This window comes from Streptomyces fildesensis (assembly GCF_016107395.1).
In the GTDB taxonomy this organism is placed as follows: Bacteria; Actinomycetota; Actinomycetes; order Streptomycetales; family Streptomycetaceae; genus Actinacidiphila; species Actinacidiphila fildesensis.
Genome location: NZ_JAAIKO010000038.1, coordinates 59,186 through 78,678, shown reverse-complemented (window position 1 = coordinate 78,678; position 19,493 = coordinate 59,186). Strand labels below are relative to the sequence as shown.

Sequence of the window (19,493 nt, the reverse complement as noted above, 5' to 3'; positions counted from 1 at the left end):
GTGGATGGGGTCGCTGGGGTCGGCCGGGCGGTGTCGACGCGGTCGGTGACCGGGTGTATGGGCTGGATGCGGGCGCGGATGACTACCTGACCAAGCCGTTCAGTTTCGCGGAGCTGTTCGCGCGGCTGCTGGCGCTGGTCCGCCGCGGCGCGAGCGAGCGGCCCGTGCTCCTTGCCGTCGGGGATCTGCGGCTGGACCCGGCCGGCCCCAGGGTGTGGCGCGGGCGGGAGGAGTTGCGGCTGTCGCCGAATGAGTTCGCGCTGCTGGAGCTGTTCCTGCGGCATCCGGGCGATGTGCTGACCCGCACCAGGATTCTGGAGCATATGTGGGCCTTCGCGTACGACGGGGTGTCCAACGTCGTCGACCAGTACGTGGCCTATCTGCGGCGCAAGATCGATGAGCCGGGCGGGGACGCACATTTGGAGACCGTTCGCGGAGCCGGATGCCGGCTGCGGGTTCCGAAGCCCGAGACGGGTGGGTGAGCGGTCATGCCCTTGCGGTGGCGGCTGGCGCTGCTGTTCGCCCCGGGCACCGCGGTGGTGATCGCCACGGCCGGGCTGCTGATTCTTCAGCAGCTGACCGCGGGCCTGAATTCCTCGCTGGATGCCACGCTGCGTACACGGGCCGCCGCGCAGGTGCCGTGCCTGGCCTCCTCCCACGGGTGCCTCAAGAGGTGCACGGCTCAGAGTGTTGTGGGCTGGCCGGGCCGGGAGCGGTTGTTGGGGCCGCCGCGGCTGCGGAGGGTGACTCCGGCGTCTACGAGCACGCGGTGGATGAATCCGTAGGAATGGCCGGTGAGCGTGGCCAGCGTGCGGATCGAGGCACCGTTCTCGTAGTCCGTGGCGAGTTGGGTGGTGACCTTTTCGCGTGCGGCGCCGATGAGTCGTTTGCCCGCCACTGCGCGTCCCCCTCTCCAATGGGTCGTTGGCGGAGGTTCATTAAGGAACCTCCAACGGTTGGCAGAGGTCTGCCCCGAACCGCGAGGCGCACACCGGAGACGATGACCGTGTTGTCGGAAGGTCCCGTGCTGCCCCTCCCCGCCTAGGGCGAAGCTGCGTTGCCAGTGTCGGCCGACGGGGGGTGGGGTGGGTTGAGGGCGAGATGACTCAGCATGGCAGCACTGTGACGGATCTCGGGGCATGAGGTGGCAGCCGGCTCCGGGGGGCCTGTGCATAGGCGGCCAGGGCGGGCGCTCGCATGCCTCGTTACCGAGTGTCGGTCCGACCGCCGAGCGCCGTATGAGGACGGGCGCTGGGGCTATGCCAAATATCGTCGGGGCAGGCCAAGGTGGTCTAGGTTTCCCCCAATTCCCTTCCGCAAGCCATGTGTCTTGTCACCTCGTCGAGGGGAGGGGCACATGTGATGCTTGGCATCGGCCGATGTCAGCATTTCAATGGAATGTTTCCATATGGAACATGTATTCGCAGGTAAGATACGCGAAAATCCTTGATTTGACGGTCAATGAGGGCGCTTACTGCAAGAAGTTGTTGGTTCGGAATCCGTCATTCCGGTGTGACGATCCTGCAAGATCCTCAAGTTGCGTGCCGTTCGGGTGCGCCGATGCAGGGTGGGGAACGTCGTGGGGCGCAGGAAACGGATGATCGGGCGCTCGCCGAGTGCGGGCTCGGGCCGGATGGCTGTGGTGGGCGGAATGACGACCGCAGCGTTGCTGGCTGCGGGTGTTGCGGCGGTGCCGGCGGTAGCGGCGGGGCCGGATGTGCCCACGCAAGCCGAGGCGTTGGTGGACAGTGTGAAGCCGGTGCTGACCGCGACGGTGTCCAGCCCCGCCGGGGGCAGGTCACGGCGAAGTTCTTCGCCGGCACCTACGCGGCGAACGGCGCCTGGGACCTGGTCAACGGCGGCACCGTCACGGTCGCTTCAGGGTCAGTGGCCCGGTACACGATCCCGACGTCGATGCCGTTGAACACCGAGTTCGACTGGCAAGTCCAGGCATGTCAGGGCAGTGTGTGTTCGGCCCTGACGTCGCTGGCGGACACGCACGTGTCGCCCATGCTGGGCGCCGGGGCGCGGGGCAACGCGACCCGGTTGTGGTTCTCCGCCGGGGATCACGTTTCCGCACAGGTGGAGGTCGGCTCGGGCAACCTGCTGGTCAACACCTCGGACCTGACGCTGCCGGGCATCAATGGCAATGTCGGCCTCGGGGCGGCGTCACGTCAGCCGCCGATGCAGGTGCTGTTCGAGCAGGCGGACGCGCAGGTGGACGTGCAGTTGTCGCTCGTGTCGTTCAGCAGTGAGCCCAAGACGGGGACCGCGCCGACGGTTGACACGTCGAGGTCGAAGTCCCCGTCGGGGCGGTAGTCCGTCGCCGCCTTGAGGACGGAACCGGTCGTCTGTTGTGCCATCTCATGCCTCCAGAAGAGGTGGGTAGGGATGTGCCTTGCGTGCTGTGCTGCCTGGCCGTGCGCCCGAGGAGGGGCTAGGGCCAGGTGATCGTGACCCGCGTGTGCCGTCGCTCGATGCGGCGTCCGGCGGGGAGTCGGTCCTCCGGCGTGCCCGCCGGGCGGACCTCGATGTGGGCGCGGTCGCTGCGGTGCTCGCGGTCCCAGGTCTGGATCTCGGAGACGACGCGCTGGGCAAGCTGCTCCCCGTGCGGGCCGTGCCCGATCGCGCCCAGCTCGAAGCGGTCCTCTTCTTCCGTGGCCCGCACGGTGCGGTAGGCGAAGCTGCCGCCTTCTACGAGGGTCGGGACACCGAGGGGCGAGGCAGAGGCGACCAGCCCGCGTTTGCGGGCGCCGGGCTTGGCTGCCAGCAGTGGCAGGTTGTCCAGCGCCGTCGTCAACCACAAGTCCAGGTGCTCGTTGGACTCCATGCCGCCCAGAGTTACCCCCGACCACGCCGTTGCCCGTGGCGCGAACAGCGCCTCGGACAGCGCCTTGGTGTCCGGCTCGGGGTGGCCGTCGATGCGCAGGCCGATCTCCTCGCCCTCCGTGTCGTGCAGGACGGCAAGCCCTACGCGGTTCTCGCCAGCGCCCTGCATCGGGACGAAGCCGCACAGCTCGAAGCCGTCGCTGACCAGGTGATCGCCCTCGCGGACGAAGGCGACGGTGCGCGTCAGGCCGCGCATCCGCAGGGGGACGACGAGCCGACCACCCTCCTTGAGTTGCTGCATCCAGGCAGGAGGGATGTCGGCGGCTTGCACCGTGACGACGATCCGATCGAAGGGTCCGTGGTCGGGGGCGCCCTCTTCCGCGTCGGCGGTGAGAACGGTGACGTTCTGGTAGCCAGCCGCTGTGAGGAAGGTCGTTGCCCGGTCCGTCACCTCGGAGTCGATGTCCATGGTGACCACGTGGCCCTCCTTCCCCACCATCTCGGAGAGGTAAGCCGCGTTGGGGCCGCCGGAGCCGACCTCCAGCACGGCCATTCCGGGCTCGATCCGGGCCTGCTCGATCTGCATGGCCTGGACCCTCGGGGCCGAAACTGAGCTGATGTCCACGCCGGTGGCATCCGTCTTCGTCACGGCCGCGAACTCCGCATCGTACGACTTGGCTGGCTCCACCTCGGGGGTGGCCAGGTGCCGCGGGACGGCACGGAAGGCGGCAACGACGCGGGGGTCCCGGGCAGCTCCAAACTCGATGAGGCTCTGCACCATGGCGTCACGCAATTGCTGTTCGTTGAGAGCTGCTTGGCCCGTGTCGGTCGTCATGCCGGGGACGTTAACCACCAGTGATCTCCTTCGTGGCGTTGCGCCATGCTTCGAGCGGATTTTGCAGGGTGGCGCGGGAAACGAGGGCAAGCTGCCCGCGCCGGGTGGGTAACCGCCCGTCGGTCCGATCGGTCACGTCAGGACCTACGAGCGGTGGCTATGGTCAGCGGCAGCGGCCGACCGGGCGGGTTGGCATGCCGCGCGGACAGCGGCCTTGCTGTAGCCGTAGAACCGGCCGCGCGCCGCGTCGTCGTAGTCGCAGGCCGGCGGTCGGCCGCCCCACTCGACCAAGTGGCAGGTGTCGCGGTAGGGGGAGGGGCGAAGACGCAGGTCGGGGAAGCCCGGTAGGCCCTCCAAGAGGCCGCGTGTCTCCTCCGCCAGGATCAGCAGGTCGAAAGACATGAATCCGCCACGGCGCGCTCCGCCCACGGGGACGGCCAGGAGCGGTGCCCGGTGGACGCAGACGGCTACGGCGTGATCAAGCAGCGACGGATCAGCGAGACGACTGCCGATGTACTCGAAGTCGTAGGCGAGCCGTGCCGGAACAAGGCGCGGGATAAGCGGGCGGATGACGGTCACGCCACCCCCTTGATGGAGTCGAACGCGACCAGCTGGTCCAGTAACTCGCCGACGACCCATCCCATCTGCCGCAGATGCAGCACGGCGTGACGGTAGTCGCCAGGCATCTCGCTTGCCCGCAAGGTGCGCGCCCGCTGAATGAGCGTGTTCGCGTAGGCCGACTCCTGCCATGCCCGAGTGGAAACAGCGATGTTCACGAGCCTCATGAGGTGGCCGCGGGATCGCTGAACGAAGTCCTCGATGACGTCCTCGGAAGGGGCGATGTCGTCCAAGGCCGTGGCGACGTCGTCAAGGAGGTCTTCGCTCTCATGCGCAGTCCAGGCCCAGCGGAGCAACAGGCCATGCACGTCGGTCAGGCCAGCAGCGTCCAGCGGAGGTTTCCACGGGGTGACGGTCTGGGCTTCGGGTTCGGCGGCCTGCGGTCCGGTCGTCGCAGGGCACGCCAACCTGCGGTGGTGAGTGCGAACGGTCATCGGTCCGCCCCCGGAAGGCTCAGCGTGCACCAGGTCGTCGTACCGTCGGCGCTGACCCCCCAGTCGTCGGCAAGGGCAGCAACGAGGAAGAGGCCGCGGCCGGTCTCGCTGGAGTCGCCCACCACACGCAACTGCGGGCGGAGGGCGGAGCCATCGTTGACCGCGAGCAACAGGCCCTGGAGGGTGATGACGAGGCGGAACTCGATTTCTCCACCCTCGCCGTACCGCAAGGCGTTGGTGACGAGCTCGCTGACCAGCAGCTTGGCGTCATCCAGGAGCGCAACCAGCCCCCAGGACCGCAGCTTGGACGTACTGATGCGGCGAAGCCGTCCCACCCACTGGCCGTCAGGGTCCCGTTCGAGTGCGCCGCCAGCCGCCGCGCCGCTGGAGATCCGCACCGCGAACTCGTCGCAGATGGGCTCGGCCACGCCAGGAATGGCCGCGGTGGGGGTGGTGATGCTCGCCGCTGAGCGCGTTACCCGGGTCATGAGAGCGGCTCCTCTCGTCTGGTGCGGAGGAGACGCGACACTTTCAAGGCCGAGGTCCGATGCGCGGCGATGACGCCCGTGCCGACCGGGCGCATGCCGGTGGCGGTTAAGCGGACCTGTATCAACCGGGCGCCGGCGCTGAGGATGATCCGCGCGCGATCAGTGGCCGTTCGGGCGGGGCCGAGGTGGACGAGAGAAGGGACAACGACACCGTAGGCGTCCGCCAAGGCGAGGGTATCGAGGAGTCCGACGAAAGCCGGCGAGTAGAAGTCGTCGGGGGCGTGCTCGACGAACAGGGCCGCCATCCTCAGCTCGTGAGTTCGGCAGTAGTCATCCAAGACGGCCGACAAGGCGAGACGGCGGCCCCGCGTCGTGCGCGTCAGCCGCACGAAGCCGTACACGTCCGGGTGGGGGACGGGGCAGTGCTCAGTGAGGGGGACCACGCGGCTGACCTCCACAACGGGACGGGTGGACTGAACCCTTCGAGCCTGACGCGGTCCCACCCCACAGGGAATGAACGGCTGTTGCACCTTTGTGGCACTTCCGTGGCCGCTCGCATACCGTCCGTGATTCCATGGCGGCAGGAGGGAGGCGCCCCGTGGTGAGCGTGAGGCGATGGACCGGCCACGAGGCAGGCTTGCTGCGACAGGCGCTGCGCATGAGCGTGCGTGCCTACGCAGCGCACCTCGGCGTCGGCATCCGCACTGTCTCCAAGTGGGAGAAGTTGGGCGCGGCCACCGGTCCATGGCCCGATACGCAAGCCATCCTCGACACAGCCCTCGCTCGTTCTGATGCTGCCGCACAAGCCCGATTCGAGCAGTTCCTCGGGTTGTCCTCGGGGCAGCGACCGAGGGGAACTTCGTCGCCCACGATCGCCGACCACGAGACTTGGACGGAGGATCTGGAGCGGATCGTGGTGTGTCTCGACCGCCAGGACTTCTCCTTCGCCGCCACCCTTCTGGAACGTTGGCTCGGCCGCGCCCAAGCGCGCGAGCTCGACGATCGTGGCCTGTACCTGTACGGGCGCTCGTTGGTCCTGTCCGGCGACCTGCGCCGCCTCCAGGGCACCCTTCAGGACTTGATGACCGCCAAGCGGCTCTACTCCGACGCCCACGACGTATTCACCGAACTCGACATCCCCCGCCGAGCCGCGCAGATCGAACTCTCCCTCGCGGTGGTCACCGAGATGGCCGGACACCTCACCCCAGCGGCCTCCCTCTATAAACAGCTCACCGGCGACGAAAGGCTCGGCTCGGCCGACCGCGCCCGTGCCCAACTGTGGATCGGCACAGCTCTGGCCAAGGACGGCCGAAATGAGTTCGCCATCCAGGTCATGGGGCAGGCGGCCCAGTGGTTCGAGGAACTGGACGAACCGGAGGACTGGGCGACCGCCCAGCAGAAGCTCGCACTTGCGCACCGCGGCGTTGGCGACCTCACCCGGGCCTTGGCTTACATCGATACGGCTCGCAGCAATGGGCGCTTCGAGACCCCACTCCAGCGCGTCCAGATCGAAACTGCGCACGGCCACATCCTGCTCACTGATCCGGCCACCCGCAGCGCCGGGAACACCGTGCTCGACCGGGCATCGGACATCGCCACCCAATACGGCCTGAAACACCAACTGCGAAGCATCAAGACCGTTCGCAATAGCAAGGAGTACACGTGACTGACCAGGCCCCAATCAGCGACGCGGATCGAGCTGACGCCCGCGCCATCTGGGACTTCCACCAGATGGGCCACGAGCTGAGGCCGTGCTCCGCCGCGATCACCCTCGGCAGCCTCGATCTCGGTGTGGCCACCAACACCGCCGACCTCTATCACGCCTGCATGTTCCCCACCGTGGTATTCACCGGCGACACCAGCACGGCCACCAAGGCTAGGTTCCCCCGCGGCGAGGCCAACCACTACCGCGAGCACGCGCTCTTCCTGGGGGTGCCGGATGCGGCGATCTTGCTGGAGCCCAAGGCCACCAACACCGGTCAGAACATCGGCTTCTCCCGCGAGGTGCTGGAGAACGCAGGCATCGCAGTAACCACCCTGCTCTTGATCTCCATGCCCTATATGCAGCGCCGCGCCTACGCGACGTGCCGCAAGCTGTGGCCCGAGGTGGAGCCAGTCTGCGTCTCCCAGCCCTTGACGTACGACGAGTACGTCAAGACGCACGATGACGAGAAGCAGTTCATCGACATGCTGATGGGCGACATGGAACGGGTGATGGAGTACCCCAAGCGCGGTTTCGCCATCGAGCAGCACGTTCCGGAAAGGGTCCGCGATGCCTTCGACCGCCTCCGCACCCGCGGCTACGACAGCTGGCTCCTGCCCGCCTGACCATGCCGCGCTCTTGAGTGCACCGCCGGTGCGCACGTGCGCGATTCATCAGCCCAACCTCCTGCCCCGCCTTTCCACACTGGCGAAGCTCTACGTGGCTGACGTCTGGGTGGTCCTCGATGATGTCCAGTTCGTCCGCCGCGACTACCAGCACCGGGCCCGCCTCGCCGCACTCGATGACCCGCAGCAGCACCAGTGGCTCTCCTCGAGACCCACCTCCCGCACGGCCGCGCAACGTTGATCCGCGATGCTCGACTCGCGGACCCGCAGCGCGCGGCCCGCCGCCTCCACCAGCTACCCGCGCAGCACTACCGCGCCAGCCCCCACTGGCAGGTGCTGCATGCTGCGCTCGAACCAGCCGTCCGCACCATCGCTGAAACCGCTGGCACAGCAGCCGTCGCCGAGGCCACCACCGTTGCCTGCTGAACCTCCTGGGCTGGCGCGGCTCCGTCGTGCGCAGCAGTGACCTCGCCGCTTCCTCGGACCGCTCGGTACGTCTGGCTGACCTCACTACGGCGGTCGGCGCCGACACCTACCTCTGCGGCACAGGCGGCCTGCGATACCTCGACCGACGCCCCTTCGCGGAGCGGGAGCTCAACGTCCACGTATTCCGTCCGCCAGCCGCCGAGGACCTGTGGGCCGGAGCGGCGAAGATCTCTGCTCTGTGGGCGCTTGCCGCGTATGGGCCTTCCGGAGTGGGGGCAGCGTTCAACGACCTGCGCACGACCCGCTGATTTGACGCCGATCCCGCCTAAACCTCATCTGGGCGGGGGCCGAACGCCCGTCCGCAGCGCGGGTGCGAGATGGGCCAGGCCGCCGCTTCCTCAATGCTGCATAGCGTCCCGGTCGCCTTGTCGGGGTCCTGGTGACTGGCCCACCCGCAGCCAGGCCTTTCGAAGACCTCCATGAACCGCACGCCGGCCTCGCGGGACCGGTTCAGGGTGCCGGCAATGGCTGAGGACGACGGAGGCGCCGAGTTCTTGGTCGACAACCCGTCTGCCGGGAGCTGCACCTCTCCCTCAACGTCGCCTCCAGCCAACTAACTTGCTACGCCGCCAGGTTGGAAAAGCCTCATAGTGTCAAAGACGAGATCACCGAGTGGCCGTCGATATACCGCGCCAGCGGACGTGACCCACCGGGCGACGGGGGACAGCACGTGGGAACGTGCGAAGGGGAGTGTCGGAGCTCCGGTGCCGTCTCGGGCGCGGCCAGTCTTGCTCGGCTCTTGACCAACTACCCGCGTCTCAGCCGAATGTTCGCTGAGTATTCGCCCACGGCAGACAAGAAAGAGCTCGCAAGGACTGGAAGCTTTCACCGAAAGCATGCCAACATTGCATGATCCGGAAAAACACCATGGCGGACAGGTAATTGCCCCTGTGTGGGGGTGCCCATATTTTTCGAGACACCGAACTGCACAGGATTCGCCTCGCTTTTCTTATCCTTGCCCTAGGAGGCTCGTCTGCTGAATCCTACGATCCAATCCTCTCGCTTCGTCTCCCCGCCCTCTCGAAGCGCCGCGGGATGAGTGCTTTAGGCAGAAGGCAGGGGAGTACCGCTCCGTACCCACCGCGCTATGCCCTCTGTCTATGCGGCCAGCCTGTTGATGAGGATCTCCTGCAACGTGGGTACCGCAGCGACCCGGCGGTCAAGAGACATCAGTGGCGCATGCCGGAGCCGCAACTCTCCATGCGAGCTGTGCTGTGGGCGCCACTGCGCGTGTCGGGGGCGAAGCCTGAACGCTAAACGGCCCGCTGGAGATCGTCACGGACGATGCGGCCCCGGCACAGGGTCCGTGAAGGCTGGCTTCCTGGCTGCGGCCGGTCCGACGGCTTGCCTTACCTGCTGATGTGGCGCGCAACATAGACGACAATCGCCGGTTAGCCAAACCGGCGATTGTGGGGACCATCGAAGAGTTCGCATCAGCTGCGCTTGGCGGCGGAGCTGGAGCGGTGCAGCGCATTGTGCCAGCGTCGTGACTTAGGAGAACGGCACCGTTCGCTGCTACCCAGATCACCGCGGTGCCCGTCGCTGAACTGCAACGGCGCCTCTGCACGATGGAGAGTCACGTAATGCAGTGTCGACCGAATGGCTCCGCTGAGGTAGGCGGAGAGGTGACGAGTTGACCGCCGCGGGGAGCAATCGCCTGCTCACACCGGAAGAAGTTGCCGCCTGGCTGAAAGTCAGCGAGACCACCGTGAAGAACAAGTATCGGGCATGGGGGCTCAAGGCTCAGAAAGTCGGCCGCCTTTTGCGGTTTCGCGAGCGCGACATCATTGCCTACCTTGATGACAACTACGGATAACGGCTGCTCTGCCGTTATATAGCCGAAAGGTGCCACGCATGGCTACGGTTTTCCAGCGATGCAAGTCTGATCCGAAGGCCGCCGCATATCCTTGCGTGAAGCCCCGTTGCGGCCACTCGTGGACAGTGCGATATCGCGAGCCGGGCGGTAGGACAGCGCGTCAGCGCGAAAAAACCTTCGCCAAGAAGACGGGTCCGGGCGGGGCCGATGTCTTCGCGGCGAGGGTCGAAACCGACAAGGACGACGGTCTTTACGTTGACCCCAATGCGGGCAAGATTACAGTGGGCGCCTATGCTGAGGACTGGCTTGCCCGCCGAATAATTGGGGAGTCTACGTATGTAAATTACAAGGGCTTTATCGATAACCATCTCATACCGATGCTCGGCCATAGGCCGATCGCAGGGGTAGCAAAGAGAGAGAAACGGATCCGGGAGGATCCGGCCAGGGATGTGAAGAACGCCGCCGGAAGCCAAGCAGTCGACGAGGACGAGATTCCGACTCTTCCCGAGGTCCGCCGTCTTCATGAGTGCATGCCACAGCGGTACAAGTTGACCGTCTGGCTTCAGGCGGGGGCTGGGTTGCGGGTCAGCGAAGCTCTGGCCTTCCATGTCGGGTGCCTACGCCGCGACGTGATCCGGGTTCGTTGGCAGGTCAGCCGGAGGGCGTATCGCGAGGACTGCAAGGCTCGCCTCATACCTCTGAAGCACCGAGAAGAGGGGGAGTACCGCGAGGTCCCGGCCGCCCCCTTCCTTTGCGCCGAGATCGACGCCCATGTTCAGGTGTGGGCTCCGATCCCGCTCACTTTCCAGAATGCGGTGGGGAAGATTCGGCAGGTCGAGGTGTTCTTCGCCCCTCGCGAACCGGGGAGGGAGGTCATGCCCACCGCAAATACCTACGGCCATTACTTCAAGAGGGCGTGCGTGGCCGCCGGTTTGGTCGATGCAGAGGGCAGGCCGCGATACCATCCGCACTCGTTGAGGCACTTTTTTGCTTCGACCGCACTGGCGGCCGGCATCCCGATTCACGAGGTTTCGCGCTGGCTCGGCCACAAGTCGATACGGTCGACATCTACGGTCACCTCGTTCCAGAGTCATGGGACCGATGTCGAGGCATCATGCAGTCGGCATTGGCAGAGGCGACCTGACCGGTGCCTGCGCTTGCTGTGCTGGGACGCCGCTCCCGTGCTGGGTTGGTGCTGGGATACTCGCCCCGGAAACCGTGCTCTCGCAGGTGAGAGCTCTGCATGTGGCGTTCGGGAACAACGTCAAGGCCCTGCAAGGTCGTTGACGCTGTTCCCGGCCCGGACGCGGTCCGCCGCACGGTCGGCGGCGGACCGGTCTACGAGGTGCGCTCCAGGACCATGGCCATGCCCTGACCTCCCGCGGCGACGACGCTGACCAGGGCGGTGCTCCGGTCGTCATGGCGCAGCGCCGTGAGCGCGGTGGTGGTCAGCCGGGCCCCGGCCGCTCCGTACGGCTCGCCCAGGGCGATGGACCCGCCGTGCGGGTTCATCCGCTCGGGGTCCAGGCCCAGTTCGGCGCAGTAGGCCAGGACCTGGGCGGCGAAGGGCTCGTTCCCGGCGACGGTGTCGAGGTCCGACAGCGACAGCCCGGCCCGCGCGAGTGCCGTCCGGGTCGCGGCGACCGGGGCCGGGCCTTCGGTCTCGGGTGTGGCGGCGCTGACGCCGGTCGAGAGGATCCTGGCCAGCGGGATGTGGCCGTGGGCGCGGGCGTACTCCTCGGACATCACGACGACGGCCGCGGCTCCGTCCGACAGTGGCGCGCTGTTGCCCACGGTGATCCGGCCGTCGGGACGGAAGCGCGGCGGCAGGGCGGCGAGGGTCCGTTCGGTCACTCCGGTGCGGGGGCAGTCGTCCGTCGCGGTGGTCGTACCGTCAGGGCTCTTCACCGCGACGATGTCACCGAAGTGGAAGCTCTCGGCGAGGGCGAGTTGGGTGAGCCGGTGGGAACGGGCGGCGTAGGCGTCCATGTCGGTGCGGGTGATGCCGTAGACGTCGGCGACGTTCTCGGCGGCGAGACCTACCGGGATGTAGGGGTCGGGCGTCCCGCCCTTGTCCCGAGGGTCGCTCCAGGGCGCCGTGCCCGGGCCTGAGCGCTCGACGGTGCGCTGCCCGGCGACTCCGAAGGCGGGGTTCTCGGTGCCGGGCCAGGTGTCCGAGCTGCCGTGGGCGAGCCGGGACTGGGACTCGACCCCGGCCGCGACGACGACATCGGCGTCACCGCAGCGCACGGCCTGGGCGGCCATGCGGACGGCCTGCAGGGAGGAGGTGCAGAAGCGGTTGACGGTGACGCCGGGGACGTGGTCCCAGCCGAGCAGGATCGCGGCGATCCGGGCGATGTTGAACCCCTGCTCCCCGCCGGGCAGCGCACAGCCGACGACCAGGTCGTCCACGCTTTCCGGTAGCAGCCCCGGAACGCGGGCGAGGGCCTCGGCGACGGTACGGGCGAGCAGGTCGTCGGGGCGCACCGCGGCCAGCGAGCCCTTGTGGGCGCGGCCGATGGGTGTGCGGACGGTGGAGACGATCACGGCGTGCTGCATGGCGGACATCCTGTGCGATCGGGGTGGTGGGAGGGGACGTTCGGGGCGGTGTTCGTAGTGCCAGGAGAAGTTCCGGCGCGTGTCCGGAGGTGGGCGGAGATTCAGAGGTGCAGAGCGGGCCGGTGGGTGCGCAGCCACAGGTCCAGGTCCAGGACGAGCTCCAGCCCCTCACGGGGGAAACGTTTCGTGCCGGAGGGTTCCAGCAGCAGACTCCGCACCGCGCGCACGTCGAGCAGGTCGGTGGCCGGGCTTCCGGTGGCGAGCAGCCGGCTGACCTGACCGGTGAGCGCGGCACGGTAGGCGGGGTCGCGGACCATCGGATAGGGGCTCTTGCGGCGGGCCAGGACCGGTGGGGGGAGCAGGTCCGCGACGGCGGCGCGCAGCAGGCTCTTCTCGCGGCCGTCGAAGGTCTTGAACTCCCAGGGGGTGTTGAAGACGTACTCGACCAGCCGGTGGTCAAGGAACGGAACCCGGACCTCCAGGCCTGAGCCCATGCTGAGACGGTCGGTGCGGTCCAGCAGGCAGGGCAGGAAACGGGTCAGGTTGAGGTAGCTGTCGCGGCGCAGCGCGGCCTCGCCGGGCGTGGTGCCCGGCAGGTGCTCGATCTCGGCGGCTGCGGCCGCGTGCAGGTCGGCGCGGTGCGCGGGCAGTTCCAGAGCCGCGGCCAGAGCGGGGTCGAGCAGCCGGGTGAGGTCCGACCGGTCCAGCACGGTGTCCCAGGGAAAGGATTCTACTGCCGTAACCCGAGGGGTGAACCAGCGGTAGCCGCCGAAGATTTCATCGGCCCCCTCTCCGGACAGGGTGACCGGGAAGTGCTCGCGGACCGCGCGGAACAGCAGCATCAGCGACGTGTCGAAGTCGCCCATCGTCAACCCGTCGCGCAAAGAGCCGACACGGGAGCGGTGGGACGGATCCGCGAGATCCTGGGCCGCCGGGGCGACCGTGCGGTGCGCGGTGTCCAGATGGCGCACCATCAGGTCGGCGTAGGGTCCGTCCGGGTCGCGCTCCATGGCGTCCTGGCCGGAGGCGCCGGCGCCCAGGTCCACCGACAGCGTGTGCAGGACGTCGACCTCGGGGCGGGCCAGGGCGGCGATGGCGCTGGAGTCCAGCCCGCCGGACAGCAGGACACTGACCGGGACATCGGCCCGCAACTGCCCGGTGACGGCCTGGCCCAGCAGGGTGCGCACCCGCTCCACCGTGGTCGGAAGGTCGTCACGGTGTTCGGCGGGCGTCAGCGACCAGTAGCGGCGGGTACGCACACCGTCGGGAGTCAGGGTCGTCACGGTGCCGGGCTCGATCTCCCGTAGCCCCGCGAAGGCGCTGCGCCCCGGTGTCTTGATCATCGGGTGGGCGGACAGCAACAGTTCCCGCAGCCCGTCCAGCTCCAGCCGGGCCGGCACGGCAGGGTGCGCCAGCACCGCCTTGGGCTCGGAGCCGAACACCACCCCATCGCTGGTCCGCGCGTAGCACAGCGGCTTGATCCCGAACCGGTCGCGCACCAGGGTCAGCCGCCGGTGCGCGGGCTCCCATGCCGCGTACGCGAACATCCCCTCCATGCGGGCCGGAGCCTGTTCGCCCCAGGCGTCGACGGCCTGCAGTACCACCTCGCTGTCGCAGCGGGTCCTGAACCGGCGCCCGCGCGCGGTCAGTTCCGCCCGCAGCTCCGCGTGGTTGTACACCTCACCGGTGAACACCACCGCCAGAGCCGTGGGCCCGCCCCGCGTCAGCACCAGCGGCTGACGCCCGCCGATCAGGTCGACGGTGGCCAGGCGGGTGTGCCCCAGCCCCGCCGCATCCCCGGTCCAGGCAGCCGAGGCATCCGGCCCCCGGCAGGCCAGCGTCTCCGTCATCTCCTTGAGGGAGACCTCTTCGGTCCCCGAGGGCGCGCAACCCGCGAACCCGGCATAGCCGGCCAGCCCACACATCGGTGAAACTCCCCACGCCTCCGCACGCGCGGCAGGCTGTAAATCCCAGGACCCCGCCCCGTGACGCGTGTGCCGGCCGCGGCTACGGATCCGCGACCGGACTCACTGCGCCGGCCGCCATCACTGAAACGATCAAGGCCCGACCAGGTCACCGTCGGAGCACGGTGATCCGGCGCGCAGGGCGTCCGGGGTGCGCCGGCAGCGGTGCCGGGCGAGAGTGGAACGGTGCGGCGGGCCCGCCGACGTGCCGCTCCCGCGGCGACGGCGACCGGCGGAGGCAGGCGGCCGGCCCGAGGAGGCCACGATGGAACCGGTGAAGGCGCTGGACCGGATCGCCTTTCTGCTGGAGCGCGCCCAAGCGGCGACGTACCGGGTGGATGCGTTCCGTACGGCGTCGGAGGTGGTCGCGGGGCTAGGGCCCGAGGAGGTCGCCGCACGGTCGGCGGCCGGCACGCTGCAGGCGGAGAAGGGCATCGGTCCCAAGACGGCCCAGGTCGTCAAAGAGGCGCTGGCCGGGGCCGTGCCCGGCTACCTCGAACGGCTGGAGGCGGAGGCGGCGGCGCCGCTCGCGGAGGGCGGAACGGCGCTGCGCGCCCTGCTGCGCGGCGACTGCCATCTGCATTCGGACTGGTCGGACGGCGGCAGCCCCATCGAGGCGATGGGCCGGACCGCGGCGGAACTCGGGCACGAATGGGCTGTGCTCACCGACCACTCGCCCCGCCTGACCATCGCCAACGGACTGACGGCCGAGCGGCTGCGCCGGCAGCTGGAGGTGGTGGCCGAACTGAACGAGCGGTGGGCTCCGTTCCGCCTGCTGACGGGTATCGAGTGCGACATCCTCGCCGACGGCTCCCTCGACCAGGAACCCGACCTGCTCGACCAGCTCGATCTGGTGGTCGCCTCGAGCCACTCCGAGCTGCGGATGGACTCTCCCGCCATGACCCGGCGCATGATCAATGCGGTCGGCAACCCGCTGATGGACGTCCTGGGGCACTGCACCGGCCGTCTGCTGTCGGGGCGGAACCGCCCGCCGTCGCAGTTCGACGCGGCAGAGGTCTTCGCGGCCTGCGCGGAGGCCGGAACGGCGGTCGAGATCAACAGCCGCCCGGAACGGCTGGACCCGCCGCGCGACCTGCTGGTCCAGGCCGTCGACGCCGGGGTGTTCTTCGCCGTCGACACGGACGCCCACGCGCCCGGTCAGCTCGACTGGCAGATTCTGGGATGCGCGCGCGCCGAGACCTGCGGAGTGCCGGCGGAGCGGGTCGTCAACACCTGGACCGCACCCCAGCTCACGGAGTGGACACGTACCCGGAAGCCGCCCTCGGACGGTGACTCTGCGTGACGACCCTGTCGGCCGTGACCGCCGTTCGCGGTACCGGTCCGCGGCCGCTGTCGGGTCCACGTGCGGCATAAGGGTGTCAACGCCAGCGAACAGGCATGAACAGTGGCAAAGTGAACGGTGTCCCCCTGCGTGAGGCGAGGCTGCAGACATGGCTCCTTCTGAAAGCGCGGTCCAGGGAGCGCCGTGTTGGGTGACCCTGACCGCCGCCGACCTGCCGGCGAGCAAGGCCTTCTACAACCGCGTGCTCGGCTGGCAGTACCGGCCCGGATTCGGGCTCGACGAGTACGCCGAGGCGATCAGCGACGGCGAACCGATCGCCGGTCTCGGCGAGACAGGACACTCCTTCGGCGTTCCGGCCTGCTGGTCGGTGCACTTCGCGGTCGACAGCGTGGACCGTGCCGCCGGGCGGATCCGTGAACGGGGCGGTACCGTCGCCGTCGGCCCACTCCCGTTCGGTCCGGGCCGGGTGGCCTGGGCCATCGATCCGGCAGGCGCGCCGTTCGCCCTGTGGGAAGGGCCACGGGAGCCGCACTGGTCCCCCAGGGGCGGCGGTCGGGGTCTGTGGATCGAGCTGCACACCCGGGATGTCTTCGCGGCGGCGATCTTCTACAGCGAGGCCCTGGGCTGGGACACCGAACCACCCGAGCGCTGCACCCTGCGGTACGAGAACGACCAGGTGTTCGTCGACATCAACGGCCGCACGGTGGCCGCCCTGCACGGCGGAGCGGTGGAGGAGGCCCCGGACCCGAAGGTCCGCCCGCGCTGGCAGGTCACCTTCAGAACCCCCCACCCGAACATGGCCGCAGAACGCGCCGAAGCGGCGGGCGGAGCGATCGTCAGCGCGCCGGACGACACCGCGCCGGGTTTGGCGACACTCCTCCGGGATCCGGAAGGCACGCTGTTCAGCGTCGCCGCACAGACCGCGGAGATCGGCCCGGAGGAAGCGACGCCCCACCAGCCGTCGGACACGGTCTAGGCCGAACCGCCGGGTTCGGGGAGCTGTGCGTGCTGGTACAGGGCGAACAGCATGCCGTGCACCGGTTCGGACTCGGCGTCCTCCTCGGTCTCGTCGATCAGCCGGGCCAGCCTTTCGCCGAGACGTTGCGCCTTGGCGGGGCTCAGGTGCAAGTGGCGCAGGGTCAGATGGGTCTCGGCGGGGGAGCGGTCCAGTTCCTGGGCGAAGGCGCCGAGCATCGCCGCCGTGCCGGCCGCCTCGGGTTCGGCGACGATCATGCGCCGGGCGACGCGCTGGTAGTACTGCTCGGTGCCGCCCCGGACCTGCCGGGTCTCGGCGACGTGGACGAGGCCGGCCGTCCGCAGCACCTTCAGGTGGTGTGCGACGTTGCCCTTGGCGGTCTCGAGGTGCGCCGCGAGCTGGCTGATGGTGGCGGGGCGAAGGCCCAGGGCGAACAGCAGCCGTTGGCGCAGCGGGTGGGCGAGCGCCGCGAACTGCTCCGGCGAGCCGATCTCCTGGACTTCCTGAGGCGTCGGGGGGTAAGAGGGTTGCTCGGGCATGAGCTAAGTGTCCAATACTCTTGACGCTTTTGGAAGAGCGGTGTTCTACTCCCTGCCATGACCACCATGACGCAGATCAGTACCGCTCCCGTCATCGAGGAGACGGCCCAACTCGTTCTGGAGCACTACGTTTTCCCCGAAGAGGCCGAGCGCCTCGCGACCCTGTTGCGGCGGCGCCTCGCCGAGGGGGCGTACGACGTCGACAGCGCGGAGGAGCTCAGCCGGCTGGTCACGACCGACCTGCAGTCGGTCAACGGCGACCGGCACCTGCGGCTGCTCCATCACACCGAACCGGTGCCGAAGGAGCGGGGCGCTGCCGCCCTGGCCGCCATGCGCAGGGATTTCGACGCCACGCTCGGCGGTGTTCCCCGGGTGGAGCTGCGGGACGGCGGGGTCGCCGTGCTGGAGCTGACTCCCATGCTCTTCCCGCTGGACTGGGCCGCCGAGCCGCTGGCGGCCGCGCTCACCCTGGTCGCCCGGGCCGACGCCCTCGTTCTGGACGTGCGCGGCAACCGCGGCGGGGACCCGGACACGGTCGCGTTCGTCTGCAGCTACCTGCTCGATGAGCGCACCCACCTCAACACCATGTACTGGCGCGACGGTGAACGGTTCGGGCAGTCCTGGAGCCTGCCGTACGTCCCCGGAGCACGCTTCGGCGGCAGCAAGCCGCTGTACGTGCTGACCAGCGGCAGCACCTTCTCCGCTGCGGAGGAACTGGCCTACGACCTGCAGCAGTTGGGCCGTGCCGTTGTCGTCGGCGATGTGACGCTCGGCGGTGCGCATCCCCGCCAGGGCTGGACGGTGCACCCGCATCTGGAGGCGAGCATCCCGACCGGCCGCGCGATCAACCCGGTCTCCGGCACCGACTGGGAGGGCACCGGCGTACAGCCGGACGTCGTCTGCGCCGCTGCCGACGCCCTCGACCGCGCCCACGCGCTGGCCCGTACCCGGTTGACGGACGCTACCGGCTGACGCGTCCCTCGGGCTCGCGGCGGCGGGGATCCGGGGGACCTCAGCCCCGGATCCGGTCCAACTCCCGTTCCGCGAAAGCGCGGAAGCTGTGCGGTGCGCGACCGGTGAGGCGCTGGACGGTGTCGGTGGTGCGGTCCTCGGCGCCTTCGGCGATGGCGCGGTCCATGCCGGCGAGCATCGCGGCGAACCCGGCGGGCATGTCGGCGGCCAGGCGGTCGCGCATCTGCTCGTAGGTCAGCCGGTCATGGGTGACGGTCCGGCCGGTGGCCCGGGTGAGGACGGCGGCGATGTCGTCGTAACTCAGGGCCTGCGGACCGGTGATGATCAGGTTGGTGTTCGGGGCCTGTGCCGCGGTCAGTGCGTGTACGGCGACGGCGGCGATGTCGTCGGCGTCGACGAACCCGACGCGGCCCTCACCGGCCGCCGTTCGGATGGTCCCGTCCGCTCTGATGGTCCGGGCGTGCGCGTGGTCGCCGGTGAAGTTCTGCATGAACCACGAGGGGCGCAGGACCGCCCACTCGGAGAACAGGCCGGGCAGGGCCTGGTGCACCTGCCCCACGGCGGGGCCGCCGGCGGGGATCGCCGACGAGCTGAGCAGGACCGCCCGGTGGACGCCGGCGGCGCGGGCCTGCCGGAGGAAGGGCAGCATGACGGCTGCCGGGTCCGGAGCTCCGAGCGGCGGGATGAGATAGACCCGGTCCGCGCCGTCGAGCGCGGCTTCGAAGGAGGTGGGGTCGTCCCAGTCGAACCGTACGGGAACGGCCCCGGCCACGGGGGTGGCGCGTCGGCCGGCGGCCCTGACGCGCCGCCCTTCGGCGGCCAGCCGCGCGGCGACGCGGCTGCCGGTGGTGCCGGTGGCACCGATGACCAGGGTGAACTTCTCGGACCCGGTCATCGGTTGCTCCCGGCGAAGTCGGTGGCGGGGTCCTGGACGGCGAGCGGGTTCCAGTAGTCGCGGTAGCCGGTGATGAGGCCGTTCCTGACGGTGACCACGGCGATGTAGGTCATCTCGAAGGGGCCGTCGGTCTCCACCAGGCGGCCCACGGCGCGCATCTCGACCACGATGGTCTCCGGGACGACGGTCTGGTGGATCTCCACGGAGGGGAAGTCGTGCAGGTCTATGTGGTCGGGGTAGCCGCGCATGTACTCGGCCACGGCCGCCTTGCCCTCCAGCCGCTTCGGCCAGCCGTCCGGGGCGAAGGGGAACTCGAGGATCCCGTCCTCGTCCCACAGGTCGGTCCAGGCGGGGATGTCCTTGTCCAGCAGTAGCTGCAGGCCGTGGCGGTAGAGGTCCGCCGGTGCGGTGGTCACGCTCATGGTTGCTCCATCCCGTACGATACGGACCG

22 protein-coding genes are annotated in these 19,493 nt (G+C 68.9%); 10 read left to right on the top strand and 12 right to left on the bottom strand.

The genetic code is table 11. From position 1 onward, the window contains the following. The first annotated feature begins 53 nt into the window (after positions 1-53). Positions 54-482, top strand: a complete 429-nt coding sequence (locus C6N31_RS33045) for a response regulator transcription factor (protein ID WP_269289289.1) — start codon at positions 54-56, stop codon at positions 480-482. A gap of 200 nt (positions 483-682) precedes the next feature. Here the strand turns inward: C6N31_RS33045 and C6N31_RS33040 are convergent, their stop codons facing one another. From C6N31_RS33040 to C6N31_RS33010, 7 genes are all read right to left on the bottom strand, one after another. Continuing rightward, a complete protein-coding gene (locus tag C6N31_RS33040) occupies positions 683-898 on the bottom strand; it encodes a helix-turn-helix domain-containing protein (protein WP_138358136.1) in 216 nt (71 codons plus the stop codon). Between the two features lie 1,276 nt (positions 899-2,174). Next, entirely contained in the window at positions 2,175-2,363 is a 189-nt protein-coding gene (locus tag C6N31_RS46220; protein WP_138359279.1) for an FxLD family lanthipeptide, read from the bottom strand. A 74-nt stretch (positions 2,364-2,437) separates the two neighbouring features. Continuing rightward, positions 2,438-3,664 (bottom strand): methyltransferase, FxLD system, encoded by a 1,227-nt coding sequence (gene fxlM, locus C6N31_RS33030; RefSeq protein ID WP_232485948.1) that lies wholly within the window; start codon positions 3,662-3,664, stop codon positions 2,438-2,440. Between the two features lie 144 nt (positions 3,665-3,808). Then, entirely contained in the window at positions 3,809-4,243 is a 435-nt protein-coding gene (locus C6N31_RS33025) for a DUF6302 family protein (RefSeq protein WP_198358868.1), read from the bottom strand. Beyond that, positions 4,240-4,716, bottom strand: coding sequence for a DUF6415 family natural product biosynthesis protein (locus C6N31_RS33020; protein ID WP_138359275.1), 477 nt, complete (start codon positions 4,714-4,716; stop codon positions 4,240-4,242). The genes C6N31_RS33025 and C6N31_RS33020 overlap by 4 nt, the downstream gene beginning before the upstream one ends. Beyond that, positions 4,713-5,204, bottom strand: a complete 492-nt coding sequence (locus C6N31_RS33015; RefSeq protein WP_138359273.1) for an ATP-binding protein — start codon at positions 5,202-5,204, stop codon at positions 4,713-4,715. The genes C6N31_RS33020 and C6N31_RS33015 overlap by 4 nt, the downstream gene beginning before the upstream one ends. After that, positions 5,201-5,509: a hypothetical protein gene (locus tag C6N31_RS33010; RefSeq protein WP_198358866.1), complete on the bottom strand. Its 309-nt coding sequence runs from the start codon at positions 5,507-5,509 to the stop codon at positions 5,201-5,203. The genes C6N31_RS33015 and C6N31_RS33010 overlap by 4 nt, the downstream gene beginning before the upstream one ends. Before the next feature lie 293 nt (positions 5,510-5,802). Here C6N31_RS33010 and C6N31_RS33005 point away from each other — a divergent pair, with 293 nt between their 5' ends. The 6 genes from C6N31_RS33005 to C6N31_RS45715 all read left to right on the top strand — a co-directional run bounded on the left by C6N31_RS33005 (position 5,803) and on the right by C6N31_RS45715 (position 11,231). Further along, entirely contained in the window at positions 5,803-6,870 is a 1,068-nt protein-coding gene (locus C6N31_RS33005; protein ID WP_138359269.1) for a helix-turn-helix domain-containing protein, read from the top strand. Then, positions 6,867-7,532, top strand: a complete 666-nt coding sequence (locus C6N31_RS33000; RefSeq protein ID WP_244809666.1) for a YdcF family protein — start codon at positions 6,867-6,869, stop codon at positions 7,530-7,532. The genes C6N31_RS33005 and C6N31_RS33000 overlap by 4 nt, the downstream gene beginning before the upstream one ends. 94 nt (positions 7,533-7,626) lie before the next feature. Beyond that, positions 7,627-7,773 (top strand): WbqC family protein, encoded by a 147-nt coding sequence (locus tag C6N31_RS45990; protein WP_244809668.1) that lies wholly within the window; start codon positions 7,627-7,629, stop codon positions 7,771-7,773. Between the two features lie 211 nt (positions 7,774-7,984). Further along, a complete protein-coding gene (locus tag C6N31_RS44430) occupies positions 7,985-8,266 on the top strand; it encodes a WbqC family protein (RefSeq protein ID WP_244809670.1) in 282 nt (93 codons plus the stop codon). Positions 8,267-9,651: 1,385 nt separating this feature from the next. Further along, complete coding sequence (locus C6N31_RS32990) at positions 9,652-9,834, top strand: helix-turn-helix domain-containing protein (protein WP_138359267.1); 183 nt, start codon at positions 9,652-9,654, stop codon at positions 9,832-9,834. A 38-nt stretch (positions 9,835-9,872) separates the two neighbouring features. Next, a complete protein-coding gene (locus tag C6N31_RS45715) occupies positions 9,873-11,231 on the top strand; it encodes a site-specific integrase (RefSeq protein WP_306665044.1) in 1,359 nt (452 codons plus the stop codon). Here the strand turns inward: C6N31_RS45715 and C6N31_RS32980 are convergent. Together C6N31_RS32980 and asnB are read right to left on the bottom strand one after the other, a co-directional pair. Further along, positions 11,173-12,393 carry an acetyl-CoA C-acyltransferase gene (locus C6N31_RS32980; RefSeq protein WP_138356684.1) on the bottom strand — a complete coding sequence of 407 codons (1,221 nt, stop codon included), beginning with the start codon at positions 12,391-12,393 and terminating at the stop codon, positions 11,173-11,175. The two genes, C6N31_RS45715 and C6N31_RS32980, sit on opposite strands and share 59 nt — an antisense overlap. Positions 12,394-12,494: 101 nt before the next feature. Then, positions 12,495-14,318 carry an asparagine synthase (glutamine-hydrolyzing) gene (gene asnB / locus C6N31_RS32975; protein ID WP_198358864.1) on the bottom strand — a complete coding sequence of 608 codons (1,824 nt, stop codon included), beginning with the start codon at positions 14,316-14,318 and terminating at the stop codon, positions 12,495-12,497. 304 nt (positions 14,319-14,622) lie between these two features. Here asnB and C6N31_RS32970 point away from each other — a divergent pair, with 304 nt between their 5' ends. Both C6N31_RS32970 and C6N31_RS32965 read left to right on the top strand, forming a co-directional pair. After that, entirely contained in the window at positions 14,623-15,660 is a 1,038-nt protein-coding gene (locus C6N31_RS32970) for a PHP domain-containing protein (protein WP_138356682.1), read from the top strand. A gap of 190 nt (positions 15,661-15,850) precedes the next feature. Then, positions 15,851-16,636, top strand: coding sequence for a VOC family protein (locus C6N31_RS32965; protein ID WP_244809672.1), 786 nt, complete (start codon positions 15,851-15,853; stop codon positions 16,634-16,636). Here C6N31_RS32965 and C6N31_RS32960 read toward each other — a convergent pair. After that, positions 16,633-17,175: an ArsR/SmtB family transcription factor gene (locus C6N31_RS32960; RefSeq protein ID WP_198358863.1), complete on the bottom strand. Its 543-nt coding sequence runs from the start codon at positions 17,173-17,175 to the stop codon at positions 16,633-16,635. The genes C6N31_RS32965 and C6N31_RS32960 overlap by 4 nt on opposite strands. A gap of 57 nt (positions 17,176-17,232) precedes the next feature. On the opposite strand from C6N31_RS32960, the gene C6N31_RS32955 reads away from it, so the two are divergent. Next, positions 17,233-18,147 (top strand): S41 family peptidase, encoded by a 915-nt coding sequence (locus C6N31_RS32955; RefSeq protein ID WP_138356679.1) that lies wholly within the window; start codon positions 17,233-17,235, stop codon positions 18,145-18,147. 40 nt (positions 18,148-18,187) lie between these two features. Here C6N31_RS32955 and C6N31_RS32950 read toward each other — a convergent pair whose 3' ends face one another. Continuing rightward, positions 18,188-19,042: an NmrA family NAD(P)-binding protein gene (locus tag C6N31_RS32950; protein WP_138356678.1), complete on the bottom strand. Its 855-nt coding sequence runs from the start codon at positions 19,040-19,042 to the stop codon at positions 18,188-18,190. Then, positions 19,039-19,464: a nuclear transport factor 2 family protein gene (locus C6N31_RS32945; RefSeq protein WP_138356677.1), complete on the bottom strand. Its 426-nt coding sequence runs from the start codon at positions 19,462-19,464 to the stop codon at positions 19,039-19,041. Before C6N31_RS32945 ends, C6N31_RS32950 begins: the two co-directional genes overlap by 4 nt. Between the last annotated feature and the right edge of the window lie 29 nt (positions 19,465-19,493).

Excerpts from the sequence above, each read along its gene's own strand:
- C6N31_RS46220 (WP_138359279.1), bottom strand. The coding sequence starts at position 2,363 with ATGGCACAACAGACGACCGGTTCCGTCCTCAAGGCGGCGACGGACTAC.
- C6N31_RS32945 (WP_138356677.1), bottom strand. The coding sequence starts at position 19,464 with ATGAGCGTGACCACCGCACCGGCGGACCTCTACCGCCACGGCCTGCAG.
- C6N31_RS32950 (WP_138356678.1), bottom strand. The coding sequence starts at position 19,042 with ATGACCGGGTCCGAGAAGTTCACCCTGGTCATCGGTGCCACCGGCACC.
- fxlM (WP_232485948.1), bottom strand. The coding sequence starts at position 3,664 with ATGACGACCGACACGGGCCAAGCAGCTCTCAACGAACAGCAATTGCGT.
- C6N31_RS33020 (WP_138359275.1), bottom strand. The coding sequence starts at position 4,716 with ATGACCGTTCGCACTCACCACCGCAGGTTGGCGTGCCCTGCGACGACC.
- C6N31_RS45715 (WP_306665044.1), top strand. The coding sequence starts at position 9,873 with ATGGCTACGGTTTTCCAGCGATGCAAGTCTGATCCGAAGGCCGCCGCA.
- C6N31_RS32970 (WP_138356682.1), top strand. The coding sequence starts at position 14,623 with ATGGAACCGGTGAAGGCGCTGGACCGGATCGCCTTTCTGCTGGAGCGC.
- asnB (WP_198358864.1), bottom strand. The coding sequence starts at position 14,318 with ATGTGTGGGCTGGCCGGCTATGCCGGGTTCGCGGGTTGCGCGCCCTCG.
- C6N31_RS33015 (WP_138359273.1), bottom strand. The coding sequence starts at position 5,204 with ATGACCCGGGTAACGCGCTCAGCGGCGAGCATCACCACCCCCACCGCG.
- C6N31_RS33010 (WP_198358866.1), bottom strand. The coding sequence starts at position 5,509 with ATGGCGGCCCTGTTCGTCGAGCACGCCCCCGACGACTTCTACTCGCCG.
- C6N31_RS32955 (WP_138356679.1), top strand. The coding sequence starts at position 17,233 with ATGACCACCATGACGCAGATCAGTACCGCTCCCGTCATCGAGGAGACG.
- C6N31_RS32960 (WP_198358863.1), bottom strand. The coding sequence starts at position 17,175 with ATGCCCGAGCAACCCTCTTACCCCCCGACGCCTCAGGAAGTCCAGGAG.
- C6N31_RS32980 (WP_138356684.1), bottom strand. The coding sequence starts at position 12,393 with ATGCAGCACGCCGTGATCGTCTCCACCGTCCGCACACCCATCGGCCGC.